General features: G+C 48.9%; 20 protein-coding genes and 1 tRNA gene. 19 read left to right on the forward strand and 2 right to left on the reverse strand.

Going from position 1 to position 19616, the window contains the following annotated elements:
- From NT002_06610 to der, 14 genes are all read left to right on the forward strand, one after another.
- The coding region (locus NT002_06610; protein ID MCX6828940.1) for a serine hydroxymethyltransferase at positions 1-510 on the forward strand (510 nt) is incomplete at its 5' end.
- Between the two features lie 22 nt (positions 511-532).
- A complete protein-coding gene (locus tag NT002_06615) occupies positions 533-2176 on the forward strand; it encodes a hypothetical protein (protein MCX6828941.1) in 1644 nt (547 codons plus the stop codon).
- A gap of 126 nt (positions 2177-2302) precedes the next feature.
- Complete coding sequence (locus NT002_06620; GenBank protein MCX6828942.1) at positions 2303-2608, forward strand: MTH1187 family thiamine-binding protein; 306 nt, start codon at positions 2303-2305, stop codon at positions 2606-2608.
- Between the two features lie 14 nt (positions 2609-2622).
- Positions 2623-2937: a divalent-cation tolerance protein CutA gene (locus NT002_06625; GenBank protein MCX6828943.1), complete on the forward strand. Its 315-nt coding sequence runs from the start codon at positions 2623-2625 to the stop codon at positions 2935-2937.
- A gap of 11 nt (positions 2938-2948) precedes the next feature.
- Positions 2949-3746, forward strand: coding sequence for an SAM-dependent chlorinase/fluorinase (locus tag NT002_06630; GenBank protein ID MCX6828944.1), 798 nt, complete (start codon positions 2949-2951; stop codon positions 3744-3746).
- Positions 3747-3770: 24 nt separating this feature from the next.
- Complete coding sequence (locus tag NT002_06635; protein ID MCX6828945.1) at positions 3771-4271, forward strand: cytidine/deoxycytidylate deaminase family protein; 501 nt, start codon at positions 3771-3773, stop codon at positions 4269-4271.
- Positions 4268-4717, forward strand: a complete 450-nt coding sequence (gene nrdR, locus NT002_06640; protein ID MCX6828946.1) for a transcriptional regulator NrdR — start codon at positions 4268-4270, stop codon at positions 4715-4717. The genes NT002_06635 and nrdR overlap by 4 nt, the downstream gene beginning before the upstream one ends.
- An 841-nt stretch (positions 4718-5558) precedes the next feature.
- Positions 5559-6551 (forward strand): RelA/SpoT domain-containing protein, encoded by a 993-nt coding sequence (locus tag NT002_06645; protein MCX6828947.1) that lies wholly within the window; start codon positions 5559-5561, stop codon positions 6549-6551.
- Positions 6552-6651: 100 nt separating this feature from the next.
- Positions 6652-7614, forward strand: a complete 963-nt coding sequence (locus tag NT002_06650; GenBank protein ID MCX6828948.1) for a hypothetical protein — start codon at positions 6652-6654, stop codon at positions 7612-7614.
- Between the two features lie 83 nt (positions 7615-7697).
- Positions 7698-8456 (forward strand): twin-arginine translocase subunit TatC, encoded by a 759-nt coding sequence (gene tatC, locus NT002_06655; GenBank protein ID MCX6828949.1) that lies wholly within the window; start codon positions 7698-7700, stop codon positions 8454-8456.
- Between the two features lie 68 nt (positions 8457-8524).
- Positions 8525-9445, forward strand: coding sequence for a 1,4-dihydroxy-2-naphthoate octaprenyltransferase (gene menA, locus NT002_06660; protein ID MCX6828950.1), 921 nt, complete (start codon positions 8525-8527; stop codon positions 9443-9445).
- Positions 9446-9504: 59 nt separating this feature from the next.
- A tRNA-Gly gene (locus tag NT002_06665) sits at positions 9505-9576 on the forward strand.
- 14 nt (positions 9577-9590) lie between these two features.
- Positions 9591-10871: a DUF512 domain-containing protein gene (locus NT002_06670; protein ID MCX6828951.1), complete on the forward strand. Its 1281-nt coding sequence runs from the start codon at positions 9591-9593 to the stop codon at positions 10869-10871.
- The gene (gene der / locus NT002_06675; protein ID MCX6828952.1) at positions 10868-12178 is read left to right on the forward strand and encodes a ribosome biogenesis GTPase Der; all 1311 of its coding nucleotides are present in this window, start codon (positions 10868-10870) and stop codon (positions 12176-12178) included. The genes NT002_06670 and der overlap by 4 nt, the downstream gene beginning before the upstream one ends.
- Positions 12179-12275: 97 nt before the next feature.
- Here the strand turns inward: der and NT002_06680 are convergent, their stop codons facing one another.
- Together NT002_06680 and NT002_06685 are read right to left on the reverse strand one after the other, a co-directional pair.
- A complete protein-coding gene (locus NT002_06680; GenBank protein MCX6828953.1) occupies positions 12276-12599 on the reverse strand; it encodes a PEP-CTERM sorting domain-containing protein in 324 nt (107 codons plus the stop codon).
- A 448-nt stretch (positions 12600-13047) separates the two neighbouring features.
- Positions 13048-13710, reverse strand: coding sequence for a choice-of-anchor N protein (locus tag NT002_06685; GenBank protein ID MCX6828954.1), 663 nt, complete (start codon positions 13708-13710; stop codon positions 13048-13050).
- 485 nt (positions 13711-14195) lie between these two features.
- Here NT002_06685 and NT002_06690 point away from each other — a divergent pair, with 485 nt between their 5' ends.
- The 5 genes from NT002_06690 (at position 14196) to NT002_06710 (ending at position 19556) form a co-directional block, all read left to right on the forward strand.
- The gene (locus tag NT002_06690) at positions 14196-15500 is read left to right on the forward strand and encodes a PP2C family protein-serine/threonine phosphatase (protein ID MCX6828955.1); all 1305 of its coding nucleotides are present in this window, start codon (positions 14196-14198) and stop codon (positions 15498-15500) included.
- Positions 15497-16297 (forward strand): anti-sigma factor antagonist, encoded by an 801-nt coding sequence (locus NT002_06695; GenBank protein MCX6828956.1) that lies wholly within the window; start codon positions 15497-15499, stop codon positions 16295-16297. Before NT002_06690 ends, NT002_06695 begins: the two co-directional genes overlap by 4 nt.
- 42 nt (positions 16298-16339) lie before the next feature.
- Positions 16340-16750: a response regulator gene (locus NT002_06700; GenBank protein ID MCX6828957.1), complete on the forward strand. Its 411-nt coding sequence runs from the start codon at positions 16340-16342 to the stop codon at positions 16748-16750.
- Positions 16751-16881: 131 nt separating this feature from the next.
- Positions 16882-18207 (forward strand): ATP-binding protein, encoded by a 1326-nt coding sequence (locus NT002_06705; GenBank protein MCX6828958.1) that lies wholly within the window; start codon positions 16882-16884, stop codon positions 18205-18207.
- The gene (locus NT002_06710) at positions 18204-19556 is read left to right on the forward strand and encodes a sigma-54 dependent transcriptional regulator (GenBank protein ID MCX6828959.1); all 1353 of its coding nucleotides are present in this window, start codon (positions 18204-18206) and stop codon (positions 19554-19556) included. The genes NT002_06705 and NT002_06710 overlap by 4 nt, the downstream gene beginning before the upstream one ends.
- Positions 19557-19616: the final 60 nt, after the last annotated feature.

Consider the following 19616-nt stretch of genomic DNA (forward strand, 5'->3'; position numbering starts at 1 on the left):
GACCGTACAGTCATGCCCGGTATTCAGGGCGGCCCGCTGATGCACATTATAGCTGCCAAGGCAGTGGCACTCAAAGAAGCCTTGACCGATGAGTTCAAAGTTTACCAGAAAAGAATCGTTGAGAATGCCGCGGCTCTGGCCGGGGAATTGAAAAGGGCCGGTTATCATATAGTCTCCGGCGGAACCGATACGCACCTGATGCTGATATCGTTTATTGAATCGGGATTAACCGGCAAGAAAGTGGAGAAGGCGCTCGATGCGGCCGGTATCACCGTGAACAAGAACACCGTGCCCTTTGACCCGCAGAAACCGTTCGTGACCTCCGGTATCAGAATCGGTACCCCGGCTATTACGACCCGTGGGATGGGTGTCAACGAAATGAAAGTGATCGCCGAATTCATAGACCGGGTCATCAAGAATATGGATAATGAGACGGTTCTGGCGCAAGTGGCCAAAGAGGTCAAGGCGCTCTGTGATAAATTTCCACTTTATCCTGAGAAAAAGACCTGAACCAGCCTTAACGGTAACATTGGTGAATTCTGGAGAAGATTGTCCGCCCCTCGAAAAAAAAAGGACATTCTTTAATGATTTCTGGGCATACCTGATCCTTTTCATTTTCATAATCGGTTATAATTACTTCTTTCTCGGCCAGGGGTTTGCACCCAGTTTGGACGAAGGGTTTCTTCAGTCGCTCGGCCAGAGAATTGTGAATGGCGAAATCCCTTATGGGGATTTCTACCTTCTTCGCACTCCGCTGTCAATCTATATTCAGGCCGGACTGATATGGGTATTCGGTCACAGTTACACGTTGTTTGCCGCCCGCATCTGGTTGGCAATAGAGACGATGCTAATCGTGATTTTTCTATCCATGTTTTATCGCCGTTTTGTTCGTCCCCTGGAATTGCTGTTATTGCTATTTATCACTTATATTATTGCAACCCTTCTGCTTAATTTTCCCTGGTACAGCTACGATGCTCTCTTTTTTGCTGTCCTGGCATTGCTGTTTTTTGACCGGAGAAGATACTTCCTTTCCGGAGCGGCTATATTTATGGCTGGTATGGCCAAACAGAATTATATGATGATGCTCCCTCTGATTATTCTCCTCTCCCTGGTCATTAATCATGTTGCCAAAGAGATTAAGATTATCACCTATGATGCCGCCCGCCGGATGATTATCGGATTTTTTGCTCCCTTCTTATTATATATGTTATACCTGAGTATCACCGGGACAATAGCCGCATTCTACCGGGACGTTGTCATTCTCCCGGGGCAATGCAGTTCCGTAGGTATAGTCTTTGCCCTGTTTCAGGATAATCCTAAAGCGTTCCTTTGGTCTCTGCCTTTTATGATTTCCATGGCACTTATTTTTGGGGGACGGCGATGGAGATTACCATTGATTGCAGTGGCGCTGGGAGTATTTGCCCTATTGGGAGAAATTTTGATAAAAAATGTCTATAGCTTTGTCTATTTCATCGTTTACTTAAATTATTTGGCCGTCCTGCTGTTGGTTAAAGAATATGTTGTCGGCATGGATGATGCCGGTAAGGAGATGGCGGCGAAAATAATTCCTCTGTTCGCTCTGGCACTCATTGTTCAATATCTGTCGGGATTCAATTATAGCGGACTTATCTATGCCTATATGGGAGCACTGGTCGCCCTTCCTTTTACCTATGTAATTCTTCGGGACTGCATTCAAATGCGGCTGCGAAAAGCGGTGGTTGTTTTACTTTTTTTGGCAATTTTAGTCTTGGGACAATACCATAAATATCGATATGTCTATAACGATGCGCCGCGCTCGAACCTCAATGTCGAGTTTGTTTCGCCCCGATTGCGGCACATTAAATCGACGCCCGAGAAGGTCAAATCACTGGAGAGTGTAATTGCAGCCATAAAGGCCAATAGTTCGGAAAAGGATCATATTTTCATTTTTCCTTCTTTTTCATCTCTCTATTACTTAACAGGGAGAAGAAACCCTACTCCGATTGAATGGTATTGTGAGGCGGAATATAATGAAGAAATGCTGATGGAATCGATGAAGGCGGTCGAAGCCAAAAGGCCAAGGCTGGTTATAGTTACGCACCTGGATATCCCGGTACATCTGAACAATATTTTGATTAATTATTATCGGGAACTTCCGCCGATCGGGTTATTTCGTCTGTTTGAGCTCAAAACATAAAGACCGGTGGCGATCGTCCTATGCCGGAAATGGCCTGAGAGATTTTAAATTTCATTGAAACTCCTGGTGATTGTTTTTATATTTAATCTGATATATTGTGTTCATGAAGTTTCAGGAGGTATCATTATGCTGGTCCAGTTTGCCATGTTCCCGATCGGGAAAAAGGAATCAGCTTCAGGAGAGGTCTCCAAAATTATCAATATCATTGATAAGTCCGGTCTTCAATATAAAACCACGGCCATGTCAACCGTAGTCGAGGGGGAATGGGACCAGATCATGAAGCTGATCAACAAATGCCGTCTCAAATTGAGACAATCCAATAATCGAGTCTATATGATATTGACCATGGATGACCGGAAAGGGGCGAAAAGCCGCCTGACCGGGAAAGTCAAATCAATCGAATTGAAATTGGGTAGAACCATAAAATCCTAAAACAGGGAAGATTTATGTCCGCCTTTAGAGTTGTTTTTGTCACCGTTTCGCAGGATAAGGCCGAGGAGCTTTCTCGCGAGATTATCGAAAACAGGTTGGCCGCCTGTGTCAATATCGTGGAGAAAGTGCATTCATTTTATCGTTGGAAAGGGAAAATCACCAAAGATGTCGAAGCCCTGCTGGTTATCAAAACCGCCACCAAGAAGGTGGAAAATCTTATCAAATTCGTGAAGGAGAACCATAATTACGATATCCCGGAGGTGGTCTCGCTGAATATCGCCGAGGGGAATCCGGACTATCTCGACTGGATCGATGAAGAAACCAAATAGCGGGGTATCGGGTGGCTAATGTCGACACGGAGCGGCCCTTGATTGCGCTGCTATCTGATTTTGGCATTCAGGACAACTATGTCGGAATTATGAAAGGGGTCATTTTCGGGCTGAATCCAAAGGCAAGCCTGATTGACATTTCCCATGAAATTCCGCCATATAATATAACTGCCGGCCGGTATATTCTGGAAACCTCTTATGGCCAGTTTCCGCAGGGCACTATTTATCTGGCGGTGGTTGATCCCGGGGTTGGCACCGCTTGCAGGCCAGTTCTTATCGAAACGGAGAATTATTTTTTTATCGGGCCGGATAACGGCCTTTTTTCTTTCCTGAGGGAAAGAGAAATAAAAAGGATATTGGTTCTCAATAGGAGCAAATATCATCTGCAGGAGATCTCCGCAACTTTCCACGGCCGGGACATTTTCGCCCCGGTGGCGGGCTATCTTTCTCTTGGAGTGGCCCCGGAAGAAATGGGCAGCAAGATGAAATCGATTCTTCGCCCGCAGGCAAAGTCATATAAGAAAATGGGGAAATTCACCATTGGAACGGTCATATATATTGACCGTTTCGGCAATTTGGTGACTTCGTTGAGGAAAGAAGACCTTCCCGGCGGCAAGTATCTTGTGCATCTCAATCAGAAAAGTGTGGGGCTGCTCAAAAAGACTTTCGGGTCGGTCGAGACAGGTGAGCCTGTCTGTTATATCAATTCTTTCGGCTATCTCGAAATTGCGATCCGCGAGGGGTCGGCCGCCGAGCATTTTGAGATCGATTATTCCGATGAAGCTAAGATTTTGATTGCGCCGGTATAGTGTCTCTGTTAGATTTGCCCTGTTATGAACCGCAACAACCTTCCCAGACGTCCCTCATGGAACGAATACTTCATGCGGATAGCCCAACTGGCGGCCACTCGCTCAACCTGCCTGCGTCGGCAGGTGGGGGCGGTCATTGTCAAGAATAAGAAGGTGCTGGCGACCGGATACAACGGTTCCCCGATGGGCCTTCGCCACTGCCTCGATATCGGTTGCCTGCGCGAGGAGCTGGGAATCCCCTCGGGGCAGAGGCATGAGCTCTGCCGGGCGATTCATGCCGAACAGAATGCCATCATTCAGGCGGCCACCTCGGGGATATCGATTGATGGAGGGATACTTTATTCGACCACATTCCCGTGCATACTTTGCGCCAAGATGCTTATCAATGTCGGGGTGAAGGAGATTTATGTCGGGGAGGGGTATCCTGATGATCTATCGCGGAGTATGATAGAGGAAGCGGGGGTGGTGGTGCACCATCTGGTGCTGGATAAGCCGGAAACTAAGGTGGAAAATCTGAAGCCATGAAATGCCCTTTCTGCGGACATGAGGAAGACAAGGTAGTCGATTCCCGTTCGGCGCAGGATGGGCGGGCGGTGCGCCGCCGCCGCGAGTGTCTTAAGTGCAAGGAACGATTCACCACTTACGAATATATCGAGAATGTGACGCTGGCGGTGCTGAAGTCGGATAATCGGCGCGAACCGTTTGACAGGCAGAAGCTGATTCACGGGATGAAACTGGCCTGCAATAAGCGGCCGGTTTCGGCCAAGAAGATTGAATCGCTGGCCGATGAGATTGAGGCGCGTCTGCAGGAGCTTTCCAAAAGCGAAGTGACCAGCAAGTTCATAGGCGAGCTGGTGATGGAGAAGCTGAAAGCGACCGATGAGATCGCCTATGTTCGTTTTGCTTCGGTGTACCGCAAATTCCAGGATAAGACGGAATTCTTCGAAGAGCTGAAAAAACTGTTGGGTTAGAACATTTCGGGGCGCAATCACTCCAATTTCGTAGATATGGGGCGGGCCGCCCACAGGAAAGCGGCACGAGCGCGGGGCTCGTGCCCTACACTGGTCGAGAGTCCGTGCGGGATGGCAAATTTGCACGGTGGGGCCGATGTGGACATCGGCCGCCCACAAAATGTGCAGCGGTGGGGCACCCTGCAAAAGGGGTTCGTCTTTCAAATTCCGGTTCCGCCAAAAAACTTAATCACTTTCTGTTTATTTGTTGCCGGAGAATGGTTTAAGGCGTCTAGGGCCTGTCGGCAAAATGGGTTTGTTTCTTCGTTTTTTAAAAGATTCATTTTGTCTCTCTTGTTGATTTGGGGGTGCGGCCCGGTTGGAGGAGGCGGCTATTCCCCGGCCGGTTTTGGGGCTTGATGGCTTTAGGGCATTGGCACAATTGGCGTTAAGTTGTTTTTCGCTGCCTGACATATGAATAAACACTCCTTCTACATAAGAGGGTGGGGGGATAAATCACCATCGATGCGATACAGATTTTGCAGATGGTGAAGAAAAACTCATCTCCAGGTCGCCCGCGCGAAGCGAACGGCCTGAGAATGCCACCCAGTCGTGGGTTTTTGAAGCGCTGAAGAAGCTGCTGGATTGGGGGCATAAAGGGGATAAAAAGCGCTTGACTTTTAATGCCGCAAAGTAGATACTATTTGCGGCATTTTTATTGAGGGTTTGCAAGAAGATAAGAAGAGCTGGTAGCCCACCTCATGGGTGGCGTACCAATTATAAGGACAGGTAGCCAGAACGTCGCATCTTTTGCGGACAAGTCTAATTATTGTTATGCCTGACACTGAGAGTAGAAGAGCGTATGCGAAGAATCTTTATCTCCCGCCTCCAGGAGGAGTACCGGGACTTGGCCCCGCTTGCTCAGCGATTTGCGGAAGTGCTCGCCTCCGAGCTTCAGCAACTCGTGCAGCGGGACAAGCTCGCCCTGGCTGTGCCCATCGAACACCGCGTGAAGGCGTGGTCTTCGATCGAAGAAAAGCTCGGGCGCATCGACTTTCATGGCGCGTCCCTGACTGAGCTTCATGACTTAGTGGGCGTTCGAGTGATCCTGCTGTTTCAGCGTGACCTACCAGCCGCGTGCCGCTTGGTAGAAGAAGCCTTCCAGGTCACGGCCCGATACAACAAGAGTGAGCAGTTGTCTCCTGAGGAGTTCGGCTACCAGTCCATCCACTTTATCGTCCGCCCGCGGGAGGAGTGGCTGACCGTTCCCACCTTTTCCGCATTTGGCGAGTTTCAGGCCGAGTTCCAGGTCCGCACCCTTGCTCAGCACATGTGGGCTGCCGCGTCCCACAAGCTCCAATACAAGCAGGAGGCGTCTGTCCCACCGCCCGTCCGCCGTTCGATCCACCGGGTGTCTGCTCTGCTGGAGATGGTTGACATGGAATTCGAAAGAGCACTGGCGGAGAGAGACGACTATCGGGCAACGATCCTCAAGGAACAGGGATCCAGACGGCTCAACGCCGATGTGCTGGAGGCCAACCTAGATGCACTACTACCCCTCAGGAACAAGGGCGCGTTCGAGCCGTACTCACTTCTCTTGTGGGAACTCGAGAAGCTCGGCATCAAGACTACGGCCGACCTTCAGGCGCTGCTGGCGAAGCATCTGTCTGCGGTGATTGCGAAGGATGCGGAGTACGTGGCCCAAGGCAACGAGAGGGGACAAACCGATGCCCGAACAAAGGCCGGGGTATTCCTAAAACACAGCGGCCTTGTCCGCTTGGTCTTGGAGCAGGAGTTTGGGCAGGGTTTCTATAGTCGAATCTGGGACAAGGGGGAGAAGGACGAGCAGTCATGAGTCGGTAGCCCACCCGCTGGGCGAATTACCGTTTTTGATGGACGTCGCCGACAGTCTGTTATTAATTTGGCCCATTATTATGGAGGCATAAGGTATCTGTATGTCGATACAATATCCAACAGAAATGCGCATTGCCGGTCCCTGGCTTCTTAATGATGAAGCATTGCAGCAATTAGATAATATACTGGACGAAGAGTGGAAGCGATTAGAATCCAGCCGTGAATCTCTCCTCACTAAGGATGCGGAGGAAAGACTGCAATACAGGCAGGAACAAGGATTACACAAAGATATTTCAGAAGGTGAGAGAATAAGTTTAATCAATGAGTTGAGGGAATCTGCATCGTACCCTCTTAGAAGGAGTAATCGAAACATAAATATCACGTTAAAAGGTGGTGGAACGTACAAAGCCGAGCGGTTTTCAACGGTAATGCGTGATAATACATTGCTCAACGAAATAGCAACCGGTTTTTCCACAGACCTTGAGTCGGCTGACATGCGCTATAGAATAAATGTAAGCAGTGAGCAAAATGAATTGCGCATTGATGTTTCCCCGGAACAGGCCCCAGCCGCGAGAGAAGCATTTGTTGCATTCAGGCAATGGGCAATAAAAAATAGCGCACCATCCTGGCAGAGAATATTGGGTCGATTCTCAGAATTTGGGCTGCCTATTCTTATTGCATTGTTTATGGGCATGTTATTTTCTATAATGGCTATTAATACGACCCAAGATGCAAGAAGGCGTGCCAAGGCCCTTCTAGAGCAAGGAATAACACAACAAAATGAAACTGAAGCAATCGAGTTATTGCTGATTATGCGAACAGATTATGATCCAAAATCGTCAGGCGTTTTGATTCCTTATTGGTTCAAAGTAGTTTTTGGGGGCGGATTATTATCCGCTATTGTACTATCAATTAAGCCAAAGACAATTTTGGGAATAGGTAGGGGAACCAAGATTATAGGTCGTTGGCGATTATGGCATCGTATTGTATCTATTATAATACCGGGCCTGTTGTTTACTAGTTTTATTTTGCCTACAATTGTTGATTGGATTAAGAGTTGGTAGCCAGCCCGAAGGCAGGGTTCCTCGAGTCCCCTCCCAAAAACCGATTGACTTAAGCCATGTTTTCCGCTTAATTCCGCCCTGAAATGGGTGAGAAAGAGGAAATCTACGAGACCGAGCCGGCCCCCAAAAAAGGGGCCATGCCGTTCCTTGAACATATCGAGGAACTGCGCCGGCGACTCATAAAATCGTTTCTGGCCGTCATTATTGCCGCGGCGGTGGCCTTTGTCTTTGCCGAACGGCTTTATAAATTCGTCACGCTCCCGCTGGGGGATGTCAAACTCCATTTCACCGAAATCACCGGCTCGTTCATGGCTTATTTCAAAATCGCCATCTATACCGGCTTAATTGTCGCCTCGCCGTTCATCCTCTACCAACTCTGGAGATTTGTCTCGCCGGGGCTGCATCTTAAAGAGAAAAGGGCGGTATTTCCGTTGGTCATTTCCTCAACCCTGTTATTCTTGGCGGGGGCGGCGTTCTGTTTCTTTGTGGTGCTCCCTTTTGCCATTCAGTTTCTGGTGAGCTACGCGGAGGGGGAGATGATTCCGATTATCACGGTCTCCAGCTACATCTCTTTTGCCGGGATGATGCTTCTGGGGTTCGGGCTTTCTTTCGAGCTTCCGGTAGTGGGGTATGTGCTGGGAAGAATCGGCGTGGTCAATGCCCGGAGTTTGAGCAAGGGGAGAGCCTATGCGGTTATCGTTATCCTGGTCGTGGCGGCCATTCTGACTCCGACGCCGGATATTTTCAACCAGCTCTTAATGGCGGTGCCGTTATATCTTCTGTATGAAGTAACAATCATCGTGGTCAGGCTGACCGGGAAGAAAAAGGAGATTCAGGGGTAAAAACTTAAGTTTAGAGCCTGTTTTGAGTCGTATAATTTGGTTATGGAAATAATTAGGAGATTCAATAGATGAACGCTTTCAAGAAATGGATTATGGCGGTCCGGGCGCCGTTTTTTACCGGGATTGCGATGCCGATTATATTCGGCGCCGCTCTGGCCTATTATGAGACCGGCGGATTCCACTGGGGATTATTCTTTATCACCCTTTTCGGCGGGATATGCGCCCACGCCGGGGCCAATCTGGCCAACGATTATTTTGACCATAAAACCACTGATGATGATATCAACCCCAATTTCACCCCATTTTCGGGAGGGAGCAGGGTTATCCAGAATAAGACACTTTCGGCGCGGGCGGTTCTAAATGGGGCACTGGTGAGTTACGCGCTGGCGTTGATAGCCGGTATTTACCTTACCACCCAGACCCCCGGGTATTGGGTGCTGATACTGGCGGCGGCAGGATTTCTCTTTGGGTTTTTCTACACGGCCGGGCGGATTGCATTCTCTTACCACGGGCTGGGAGAACTGGCGGTGTTGATTGGTTTCGGGACCCTGCCGGTGATGGGTTCCTACTTTGTTCAGACCGGCATGTTTAGCTGGTCATCATTCTGGACCTCTTTTCCGATTGGATTTCTAATCACGGCCATTCTCTATATCAACCAGTTTCCCGATTATGATGCCGATAAGGCGGTCAACAAGAACCATCTGGTGGTCACATGGGGCAAAAGAAAGGCGAGAGCCGGCTACTATTTTCTGATTTTCGGGAGTTATCTGGGCGTGGTGCTGGCGGTGATAGCCGGTTATCTGACGCCATATGCGCTGATTACTCTTCTCTCGCTTCCGGTGGCCCTCAAGACAGCCGGGATTTTTGCGCGGAATTATGAGAGAATCAAAGAACTGATACCGGCGCAGGCGGGGACAATTCAGGTTCATGCCCTGGTCGGGCTTTTGATGTCGATCGGGTGTATAACCGGCGCTCTCCTGAAAGGTTAGGACAAACCGCTTGACTTATAGAAGAGCAAAAGGTAAATTTTAATCGAAACGCTTAATAAGCGGGCGTAATTCAGCGGTAGAATGCAAGCTTCCCAAGCTTGACGTCGTGGGTTCGACCCCCATCGCCCGCTTTATTTATTTAGTTATGAAAATCATTTCGGTAGATCCCGGTTCCCCGCTCTTTGGCCTCATCCGTCCCGGATACAAGCTAATCAAAATCAACGGCGAAAAAGTGCGCGATAATCTTGATTACCGCTATAAGATCGCCGAGGAGGCGGTTGCGCTGGAATTCGAGGATACCCGCGGGGAGCGTTTTGGATTCAAGGTCAGATTCGAGACGACCGGCGATTTGGGGTTGAGTTTTGAGGAGGATAAGATTCTCACCTGCCATAACCGCTGCGTTTTCTGTTTCGTGCACCAGCAGCCGAAAGGGATGCGGCGGCCGCTGTATGTTCGCGATGACGATTATCGTCTCTCGTTCACGCACGGGAATTTTATATCGTTATCCAATCTTGATGATGAAGACACTTCGCGCATCATAGAGCAAAAGCTGTCGCCCTTATATATCTCGGTGCATGCCACGGATGACAATTTGCGCCGTGCCCTTTTCCGGAATGATAAGCTTCCCCCAATTATGCCGCTTCTACAGCGAATGATAGACGGCGGCATCAATTTTCATACACAGGTTGTGGTTTGTCCCGACATTAATGACGGTGCCGCGCTGGAAAAGACAATTGATGACCTGTTTGATTTATTTCCCGGGGTCATCACGGTCGGTGTCGTGCCGGTGGGGCTGACCAAATACCGGCAGCGTCTTCCGCAATTGAAATCTTTCGATTGCGAAACGGCGGCGGCTATTCTCGAATATCTCCATCGCCGGCAGAAGGAGTTCAAGAAGAAATCATCGACACGATTTGTTTATGCGGCCGATGAATTTTATATCCTGGCGGAAGAGGATTTTCCAGCTCTCGCGGCCTATGAAGAAATGGCTCAATTCGAAAATGGCATCGGCATGATGCGGCTGCTTCTGTCAGATTTTAGCCGGCGCCGGCGCTTTCTGAAACTCGGGAATACGCATTCCCGAATCGCCATGCTGACCGGAGTCTCGGCTTTTGAGGCGCTCAGAAAGGGGATTGTCCAACCGTTGAGAAAAGAAGGCTTGCGGCTCGATTTATATCAGGTCGAAAATCGTTTCTGGGGAGAAAGGGTGACCGTGAGCGGCCTTCTGACCGGCCGCGACATAATGGCGAAAATAAAGAGCCTTCCGAAAGAATATGATATCATTCTGCTGCCTCCCAACTGTCTCAATAGCGACAGGCTTTTCCTGGATGATCTCAGCTTTGATGATTTGCAGAAAAAGGTCGCATCTGAGGTTAAAGTTGGGTATTATAGCATGATTGACACTCTCAATGAGGTAACAGGATGAACTATCCTTTGGTGGCCCTTATTGGCCGTCCCAATGTGGGGAAATCTTCGCTTTTCAACCGTTTCTTGAAAAAGCGGCTGGCCATTGTCGATGATGCGCCGGGCATCACCCGCGATCGCAATTATGCCTTATGCGACTGGGCGGGAAGATACTTCTACCTGATTGATACCGGCGGCATGATTCCCGGCTCCAAACGCGGGATTGAGAAACTGGTTCTGGAGCAGTCGGAAACGGCGGTGGCGCAGGCCGATCTCGTGGTTCTGATAGTTGATTGCCAGATCGGGCCGGACAGCGTAGACGAGAAGATTGCGGCCCGGCTGCTGAAATCGGAAAAGAAAGTGATTTTGCTGGCCAATAAAGCGGATAATGCCATTCTTGAGAATGAACGATTCCAATTTGCACGTCTCGGACTGGGGGAGCCGTTGCCGGTTGCGGCCACGGTCGGCCTGGGTGTCGGCGAGGTGCTGGATGAAATAGTGCGGCGTTTGCCCGAAGCAACCGCTGAAAAGGAAGTAACCGAGGCGATAAGAATCGCGGTGATCGGACGCCCCAATGTCGGCAAATCATCTTTTATCAATCGTTTGATCGGGCAGGAGCGGGTGATAGTTTCGCCCGTGCCGGGAACGACCAGGGACGCGGTTGACACTCCGTTCGAGTACAACGGTAAGGAATATATGCTTTTGGACACCGCCGGATTGCGGCGCAAGGCGAAGGTATCCGAGGACCTGGAATTCTATACCACATTGCGAACCCTGAGAGCGATTGAAAGTTGTCATATCGCAATGGTGCTGGTCGATGCCAGTGAAGGGCTTCTGGTGCAGGACCTGAAAGTAATCGAGGATGCCGCCGAGGCGCGCCGGGGAATAATTCTGGCGGTTAATAAATGGGATCTGGTCGAAAAAGATGAAAAGACAGCCGACATTTTTACCTCCCAAATCAAAGAGATGACCGGGACTTTCGCCTTTATTCCGGTCATTTATATATCCTGCCTTACAGGGCAACGGGTAACCAAAACTATTTCTATGGTGGATAAAGTATTTGAAAACTGGAATCGGGAGATTGCGACCGGGGAGTTGAACAAAATGGTGGAAGAGATGGTGCGGAGACAGCCTCCGGCCGCGGCCCGAGGAAAGCATATCAAGATCAATTATGCCTCTCAGGCGGGAAATCGTCCGCCGACTTTTCTGTTCTTCAGCAATTTCCCCGAGCTGATTCAAAAGAGTTATCTTCGCTATATCGAAAATCAGCTAAGGGAGAAGTATGATTTCGAGGGAATTCCCCTACTGATTAAGTTCCGGAAGAAATAGTTCCGGCGAATGCAGAAGACCCGGTGTTTGTTGCCCGGGCGTACAAAAGAAAACGAGAGATGAGGCATCTCTCGTTTTTTGATATCGCGGACTTACTTTATTTGTTTGGTTTTCTAATCAAGCTTAAGCCGAGCGCCCCGAGACCGAATAGAGTTAGGGTCATCGGTTCGGGCACAGGGCACTGCGGTATTGTCGGAGGCATATTCTGTCCCCATCTCAGGTGCCAGGGACGATGGTGGCCACCAAAATCAATCATGCCGCGGCCGAAATTGGAATCCGAGTTATCTCCCACCCAGCCGATATTCTGACTTCTCTCACCACGGGCGTGACTGGAAAACGGTTGAAAGCCGGTGGGTAGTGCATAAGCTGAGAAGGAAAGAATCAATAAGGCCAATCCACAGAGTATAATGATCTTCTTCATGTTTCTAACTTCCGTTTTTTCTGGTTATAGTCATTCTTATTGTCGTAGGAGCATATAATATGCCATTCGACAAAGAGGTTAGACTATTGCAGAATGCAAGACTTGCCGCCGGGGAAATAAGAGAGCCTGGGACAATGCATTACACGGCGATGAATATATTGTTAACTTCCGAAAGGGCGGGAGATCGCGGCCAAATAGGTGCATCAACACAAAATTGTTCAATTATGGAACATAAGTAGGGGCCAAAGATCGGTGCTATAAAAGTGGATGTCATATATCCCGTATTAGTCATCTGACTTGCTTTTCAAGTAATAGGAAATCAATTGTAATATTTCTGAACGAAGTTACTCATATTGCATTTTGCATTAGTACTCTGTTATGGCGGCTGGAATAGAAGAAAACGGGAGGCCGGCGGCCTCCCGTTCTGAATGCAGTTTTAAGATCGGAGCTATTTGCGGAATTTCCGAACCAGACCCATGCCCAGGCTGCCCAGGCCCAATAGAGTCAGGGTACCCGGTTCCGGAACGGCGCCGGGCTGAGACTCAGCATCGTGTGAGAATGGAGCAAATCTGATTCTGGTCCTGCCATTGTTTCCCCGGAAATAGAAGAAACCATCAAAATGGGCGTAGTCAGCACCAGAGAGCGAAATCGTAAATTTCTTGAACTGACCAAGGGTATTCGAAGAAGCCAGATACCCCTGAGTGGAAGGATCATAGTAATCCGGCCCGCCGGCATTGCCGACACCGCCGACCAGACCATAGTTGCCGGAGTTGAACTCGCTATACCAGGTGGGGAAAATATCGTGGGGAGGAAGGAGATTGGGAGTTCCATAAACCCAACTGTTATAGGCGGTTCCATTGACATCGATACTGGCTACCCCGTTGGGATTTTCCGAGTGGGGCATGTTTAACGCCATACTGACCATGACATTGGACATGGCCTGATTGGCGCCGATGATATAAAGATCAAAGGTGCTGGCGTTGGTGACCCAGGTTTCGGTGCCCATATCATAAGTTCCGCCTGCGACAAAGAGTTGCAGGTCGGGAACGGCATTGGCGGAGCCGAAAACTCCAAGCACTAACATAGAGAACAGCAGAAGAATTCTTTTCATGAATACCTCATGAGCCAAGGTTGATTTTATCATACTCGGTATGGATAGAAGCAAATGGCATTCCCATGTTTTGGGGGTTAAAACGGGCAAACGTCTGGTCTTAATTCCGGCTTGAAAGTTGTCTTAATTAGTCTATTATAGGCTGAATGGGGGACATAGACCCAAGTCCGTAACTTATTGTAAATCTTCTTATTAAACTAACAAGAAAAGACTGCCGGCATTTTGACTGGCCAGATGGGTTCATCGGCCACTTTTAAGTAGCTGGAAACATCAGGTAAAATATTTATTATAAGTATGAAGTCTTATTATCTTTGGGTAATTATTCCCCGCTGTTGCCGGGGCATAACGTAGCGACTGGCGGAGAAAGTCACAGTTTGTGCGTTATGTTGCATAATAGCGGTGGCTTAATTCATACCTAATGTGTCTTCAATAACCAGAGGGGGGAGCAAGGTCAAGTCGAGTGTGAAGTTGCCGATTAATTCTATGTGACAGAAATCGTTGAGACAGAGGATAAAATCTTCGATCTGGAAAATCGGCTGGAAGAAACCAAGCTCAAGCTTCGTGACCTGGCCACCATGGGCGCCATAATCGCCTCAATCCTTGATATTGATACGATTCTTTCGGTAGTCATGGAGATGTCGATTCGGACGGTCGAGGGTGAGGTGGGCCTGATACAGTTATCTGAGAAGGGGAAACTCATTTCTAAGATCACCTGGGGCGTCGATGATACTTCAATAAGGAACATCCTTTATCAGAATGATGAGGATATTTCCAATTACTGTTTTCATAACGAAGAGGCAATAGCCTGGAATGACCTGGATAAGACTTTCAAATTCGGTCCAACTATCACCGGCATTCTGGCGTTACCGATAAAGTCGCGGGCTCGCTGCCATGGAACCATTGTCATAATAAATAAGACCTCCGGCGCCGAATTTACCGATGAAGACAAGAGCAATCTTGAGATACTTACCAACTACGCCGCGGTGGCCATAGAAAATTCGATGCTTCTCAAGGATTCGCTGCATAATCAGAAAATCGAGCAGGAGTTAGCGTTAGCCCGACAGGTCCAGGAAACGATTCTCCCGGACAGAGAAATAAAGATAAGAGGAGTCGATATTGGGACAATATACTGTCCGGCGCGGGCGGTCGGGGGGGACTTTTATGATATCATGAAAATCAGCGAATCTGACTTCCTGATGATCATTGGTGATGTCTCCAACAAGGGGGTCCCGGCGGCGATGGTGATGTCGGCGACCGCGGCCATTATCCGGACAGAACTGAGCAATTGCCCGCGGATCCGTCCCTCGCAACTGATGAATAACTTAAATGGCATTCTTTGCAATGGCGTAATCAAGTCACGTGATATGTTTGTGACCTTATTTATCGCCAGCTTTAATTTGGCAGAAAGGAGAATGCTTTTTTGCAATGCCGGCCACCTGCCGCCTCTTTTCTGGGATGCCGATAAACAGAGCATGGAGGAACTGAGAGCGGGTGGAACCTTTGTCGGGCAATTCCCGGAGATGTCATATTCAGAAGGGGAGGTCGGGATTCATCCGGGGGATAGGATTTTCGCCTTCACCGATGGGTTGACCGAGGCGATGGATATTAACAATAATCTCCTCGGACTCAACCGGGTCAAACAGTTGTTTCTTGCAGAAAAAGACTTGCCGGCCAACCGCTTCTGCATCAGAGTCAAGGATTGGGTCGATCGCTACATTGAGGGGGCAGGCGAGGAAACCATAGATGATTTCACTCTCTTTGAAATCAGAATCTTACCGGAGGGGGTATGAAAAGAAAAACTTATAAGTACCATTCCGTGCTTGAATCGGAAGGGCGCATGTATGCCGACATTAAGAGTCTAATGGCCGAAATCGGCCTGGAAAAGAAAAGGCTTTTCAATATAATGCTGGCCATTTCCGAGGCGTTCACCAATGCCCTGATTCATGGTAATTGCTTCAACCCGGACAAAATGGTCGAAGTCACCATCACCGTTAATGATGAAGCGATGATTGCCGATATTATGGATGAAGGAAATGGCTTCAATCAGGAGTCGTCAGGTCATGATTGTCCCGACCTTCTCTCAGAGGGGGGAAGAGGAATCGGCCTCATGAGATCGATCGCAGATGAGTTTGTTATTGGACGCAATGGAAGGACCGGTGGGACGCAGATTACGATGAGGTTTAATTTGAGGAAAGATAAGGTAAATAAGAAATCGATGAACGATATGGAGGATAAAATGGAAATGAACAAGAAAGATGAAGGGAATGTGATGGTCTTGACCCTCTCGGGCCGGCTGGATTTGAGCAACGGAAACAGGCTTAAAGAGGAGGTCAAGAGCATTCTTTCCGGCGGAAGGACTTCTATCCATCTGAATCTCAGAGAGGTTGAATTTGTCAACAGCTCCGGTCTGGGTGCGCTGGTTTCGATAATGAAAGAAATCCGTATACACCGCGGGCGTTTGACACTCTCGGATATGGCTGATTATGTGCGAGAAATATTCGACATTACCCAGCTTTCTCATATATTCGAGATCTTTGCGACGGAGGAAGAAGCGCTTCATTCCTATCATTTGGTGCCGAGTAACTGAGTCGTTCCAGAAATTCATCAATTCATGCGGGAGAGCAGTTAAATGATCAGGAATACCATTATTGTCATCGACGACGAGCTTCTTATCAGAGATTTGCTCTACGATTTTTTCTCGGAGCGAAACTGGGTGGTCTCGGTCTCCGAATCGGGGGAGAAATGCAGCGAGCTGCTCAAGAATCGAGCCTATGATATCGCCCTGGTGGATATCAAAATGCCGGAGGAAGAGGGTTTGTCGCTTATTAGAAGGATGAAGGCTCTTCATCCGGCCATGGCGATCGTGGTCATTACGGGGTTCCCGAGTGTGGAGACGGCAGTCGAGGCTCTCCGTCTTAAAGTCGATGATTATTTCATAAAACCCTTCAATATCAACAAACTGTATAAGACTATCGAAAGCTTGCTGGAGCAGCGCCGGGAAAATAAAGAGGCTATTCGAGTTCAAGACGTCCCTCTTTGATTGCGGCCGGGCTGGGCGCGATTACCCCAGCCAAATGACCAAAGGCCGATATCACAAATAATTTTATATTTTTGTTGCAATGGGCCGACGAAGTCGGTAATTTTTTCCCATTGGAATTGGAGATGGCGAACATGGATGATCGCAAAATGACCGACCCGACAACGACAGGTGAAATAGAACGATTTACCGAGACCTATTCCTCCTTCAATAAAATCATCAACAGGCTTCAACGGCAATATCTCACTCTCCGTGAGACTTATGCCCGACAAAGCGAAAAATTGCAGGCAACGAATCAGGCGCTCCAGTCCGCTATGGAGGATAACCGATCCGTTACGGAATTCCTCAATGGCATTCTTACTTCTTTAGCTTCCGGAGTCATTGCCATTGATAAGACAGGGCGGGTAACACACTTAAATCCGGCCGCGCGGGAATTATTGGGTTTGGAGGAGGAGATTCACCGACGGGCAGATATTCGTTATGAAGAGATTATCACCGCGACCGAAGGCCGGGAATTCTCGGCCATGGAAACCATTCGGAGCGGCCGAACCTTTGATGGCGCTGAAAAGAAGGTAAAAATCGCATCGGGTTTGGTGCTGATTCTTTCGGTCTCCACTTCTATACTCAAGAACGGCGTGGGAGAGACAGTCGGGGCGGTGGAATTGTTTCATGACATTTCCGGAATTCGCCGGATGGAGGAGCAACTCTCGAGGATGAAGATACTGGCCGGACTGGGAGAAATGGCCGCCTCGGTGGCTCATGAGATTCGCAGCCCCCTGGGCGGAGTCGGCGGGTTTGCCTCACTTCTGGCACGCGATCTCAAAGACGACCCGGCGAAAAAAGAAATGGCGGAAAAAATAGTGGCCGGGGTTCAGAATATCAATCAGACAATTGAAACGCTTCTTGCTTTTGCACGTCACGAGGAGGTGCATAAAAAGCGGGTCAATTTAAGAGAATATATTGACGCTGCTCTCGATAGCTTTACCGAGGAGCACGGGCATAACGGCTATCTCGGCGGCATAAACCGTGAATATGATCGGGAGTTGAATCTAAATGTTGAGATCGACCCGCAGCTATTCCGACAAGCCATATTTAACCTGGTCAAAAACGGCCTCGAGGCGGGTCGGGCCGATACCTGTGTCACGGTCAGATGCCGGCGGATCACTATTCAGGAGGCATCAGAGACACTGGGCAACGATGCCGAGCTCTATGGTTGCGCTCTTGCGGCTGCAGTGGAAATCGAGGATAACGGAACCGGCATCCCCGCGCAAGACCTGGGCCGGATTTTCTCACCTTTTTATTCCACCAAGCAAAATGGAACCGGACTGGGTCTATCCATTGCCTGGAAGATCATCAAGGCTCACGGCGGAGATATCAGAGCAGAATCGAAAGTGGGACAGGGGACCAAATTTACGATAGTGCTGCCGGTCAAATCCGGCGATAAGAGGGAGACATTATGAGGATGAATATTCTGGTCGTTGACGATGACAAGTACATTAATGAATTCATGACGGAAACTTTATCTCGGGTCGGTCACAATGTGGAATCGGTGCTATCGGCCGAGGGCGCTCTGGAGAGAGTCGAAGACAAGAACTATGATATAGTCATTTCCGATATAAAGATGAAGGGGATGGACGGCATTACGATGCTTCAGAAGATAAAAAATTCCCGGCCGGATATCGTGATTATTATGATAACCGGCTTTGGAACGATTGAGGTCGCCGTTCAGGCCATGAAACTGGGCGCCTATGATTTCCTTCTCAAGCCGATTTCACCGGATGCCATTGAACTGGTTGTGGAGCGGGTGGCGGAGGTCATCCGGCTGCGGCAAGAGGTCAAGCAATTCCGTTCCGATGTTGCAAACAGCTATCAGAATATTGTGGGGAAATCGTCCAAAATGAAGCAGATTTATGATCTGATAGAGACCACCGCTGATGCCCGTTCGACGGTTCTTATAACCGGGGAATCAGGAACCGGCAAGGAGCTGTTCGCCCGCGCGGTCCATTATGCTTCCTGCAGAAAGGATAAACCTTTTATCAAGCTCAATTGTGCTGCTTTGCCGGAGAATCTGGTGGAGGCGGAAATGTTCGGATATGAGAAAGGAGCCTTTACCGGCGCGGTCCGGCAGCATAAGGGACGGTTTGAGCTCGCCCACACCGGCACCCTTCTTCTGGATGAAATCTCCGAAATGCCTTTGGGCTTGCAGGCCAAATTACTTCGGGTTCTGCAGGAAAAGGAATTCGAGAGAGTCGGTTCGGGGGCAACAATCAGTGTCGATGTGAGAATAATTGCGACCTCGAACAGAAATCTTAAGGAAGCGATAAGCGAAAAGAAATTCCGGGAGGATCTCTATTTCAGGCTCAATGTGATTCCCCTACATATTTTACCGTTACGTGAGCGTCTTGAAGATATCCCCTTGTTAACCAGCCACTTCATTCAGAAATCGAACGCCGAAAACAAGAAAAATGTTCAGGCGGTGGATGAAAATGTGATTCGTCTCTTCATGAAATATCATTGGCCGGGAAATGTAAGAGAGCTTGAGAATTATGTTGAACGGGCGGTTGTCACCACTTCCGGCACAAAGCTGACTCAGGATGATTTTCCGAAAGACCTGGTCTTGGGGAAATTGGCCGATGAGGTTAAGGCTCTAAGGGCGGATATGACTTTGGCCGAGGGGGAGAAGTATTTGATCTTGAAAACCCTACAACGTTTTGAGGGAAATAAGACGCGGGCAGCCGAGGCCCTTAATATCACCCCTCGAACGATCAGGAATAAGCTGGCTGAATACAACATCGAAGATAGAGATTGAAGCTTTTTTTCGGGACCTTTCCCTGTTTTTCATTCAAAAGGGCGGTTTAAATTCCGCCAT

It is taken from the genome of Candidatus Zixiibacteriota bacterium, from assembly GCA_026397505.1.
In the GTDB taxonomy this organism is placed as follows: Bacteria; Zixibacteria; MSB-5A5; order GN15; family PGXB01; genus JAPLUR01.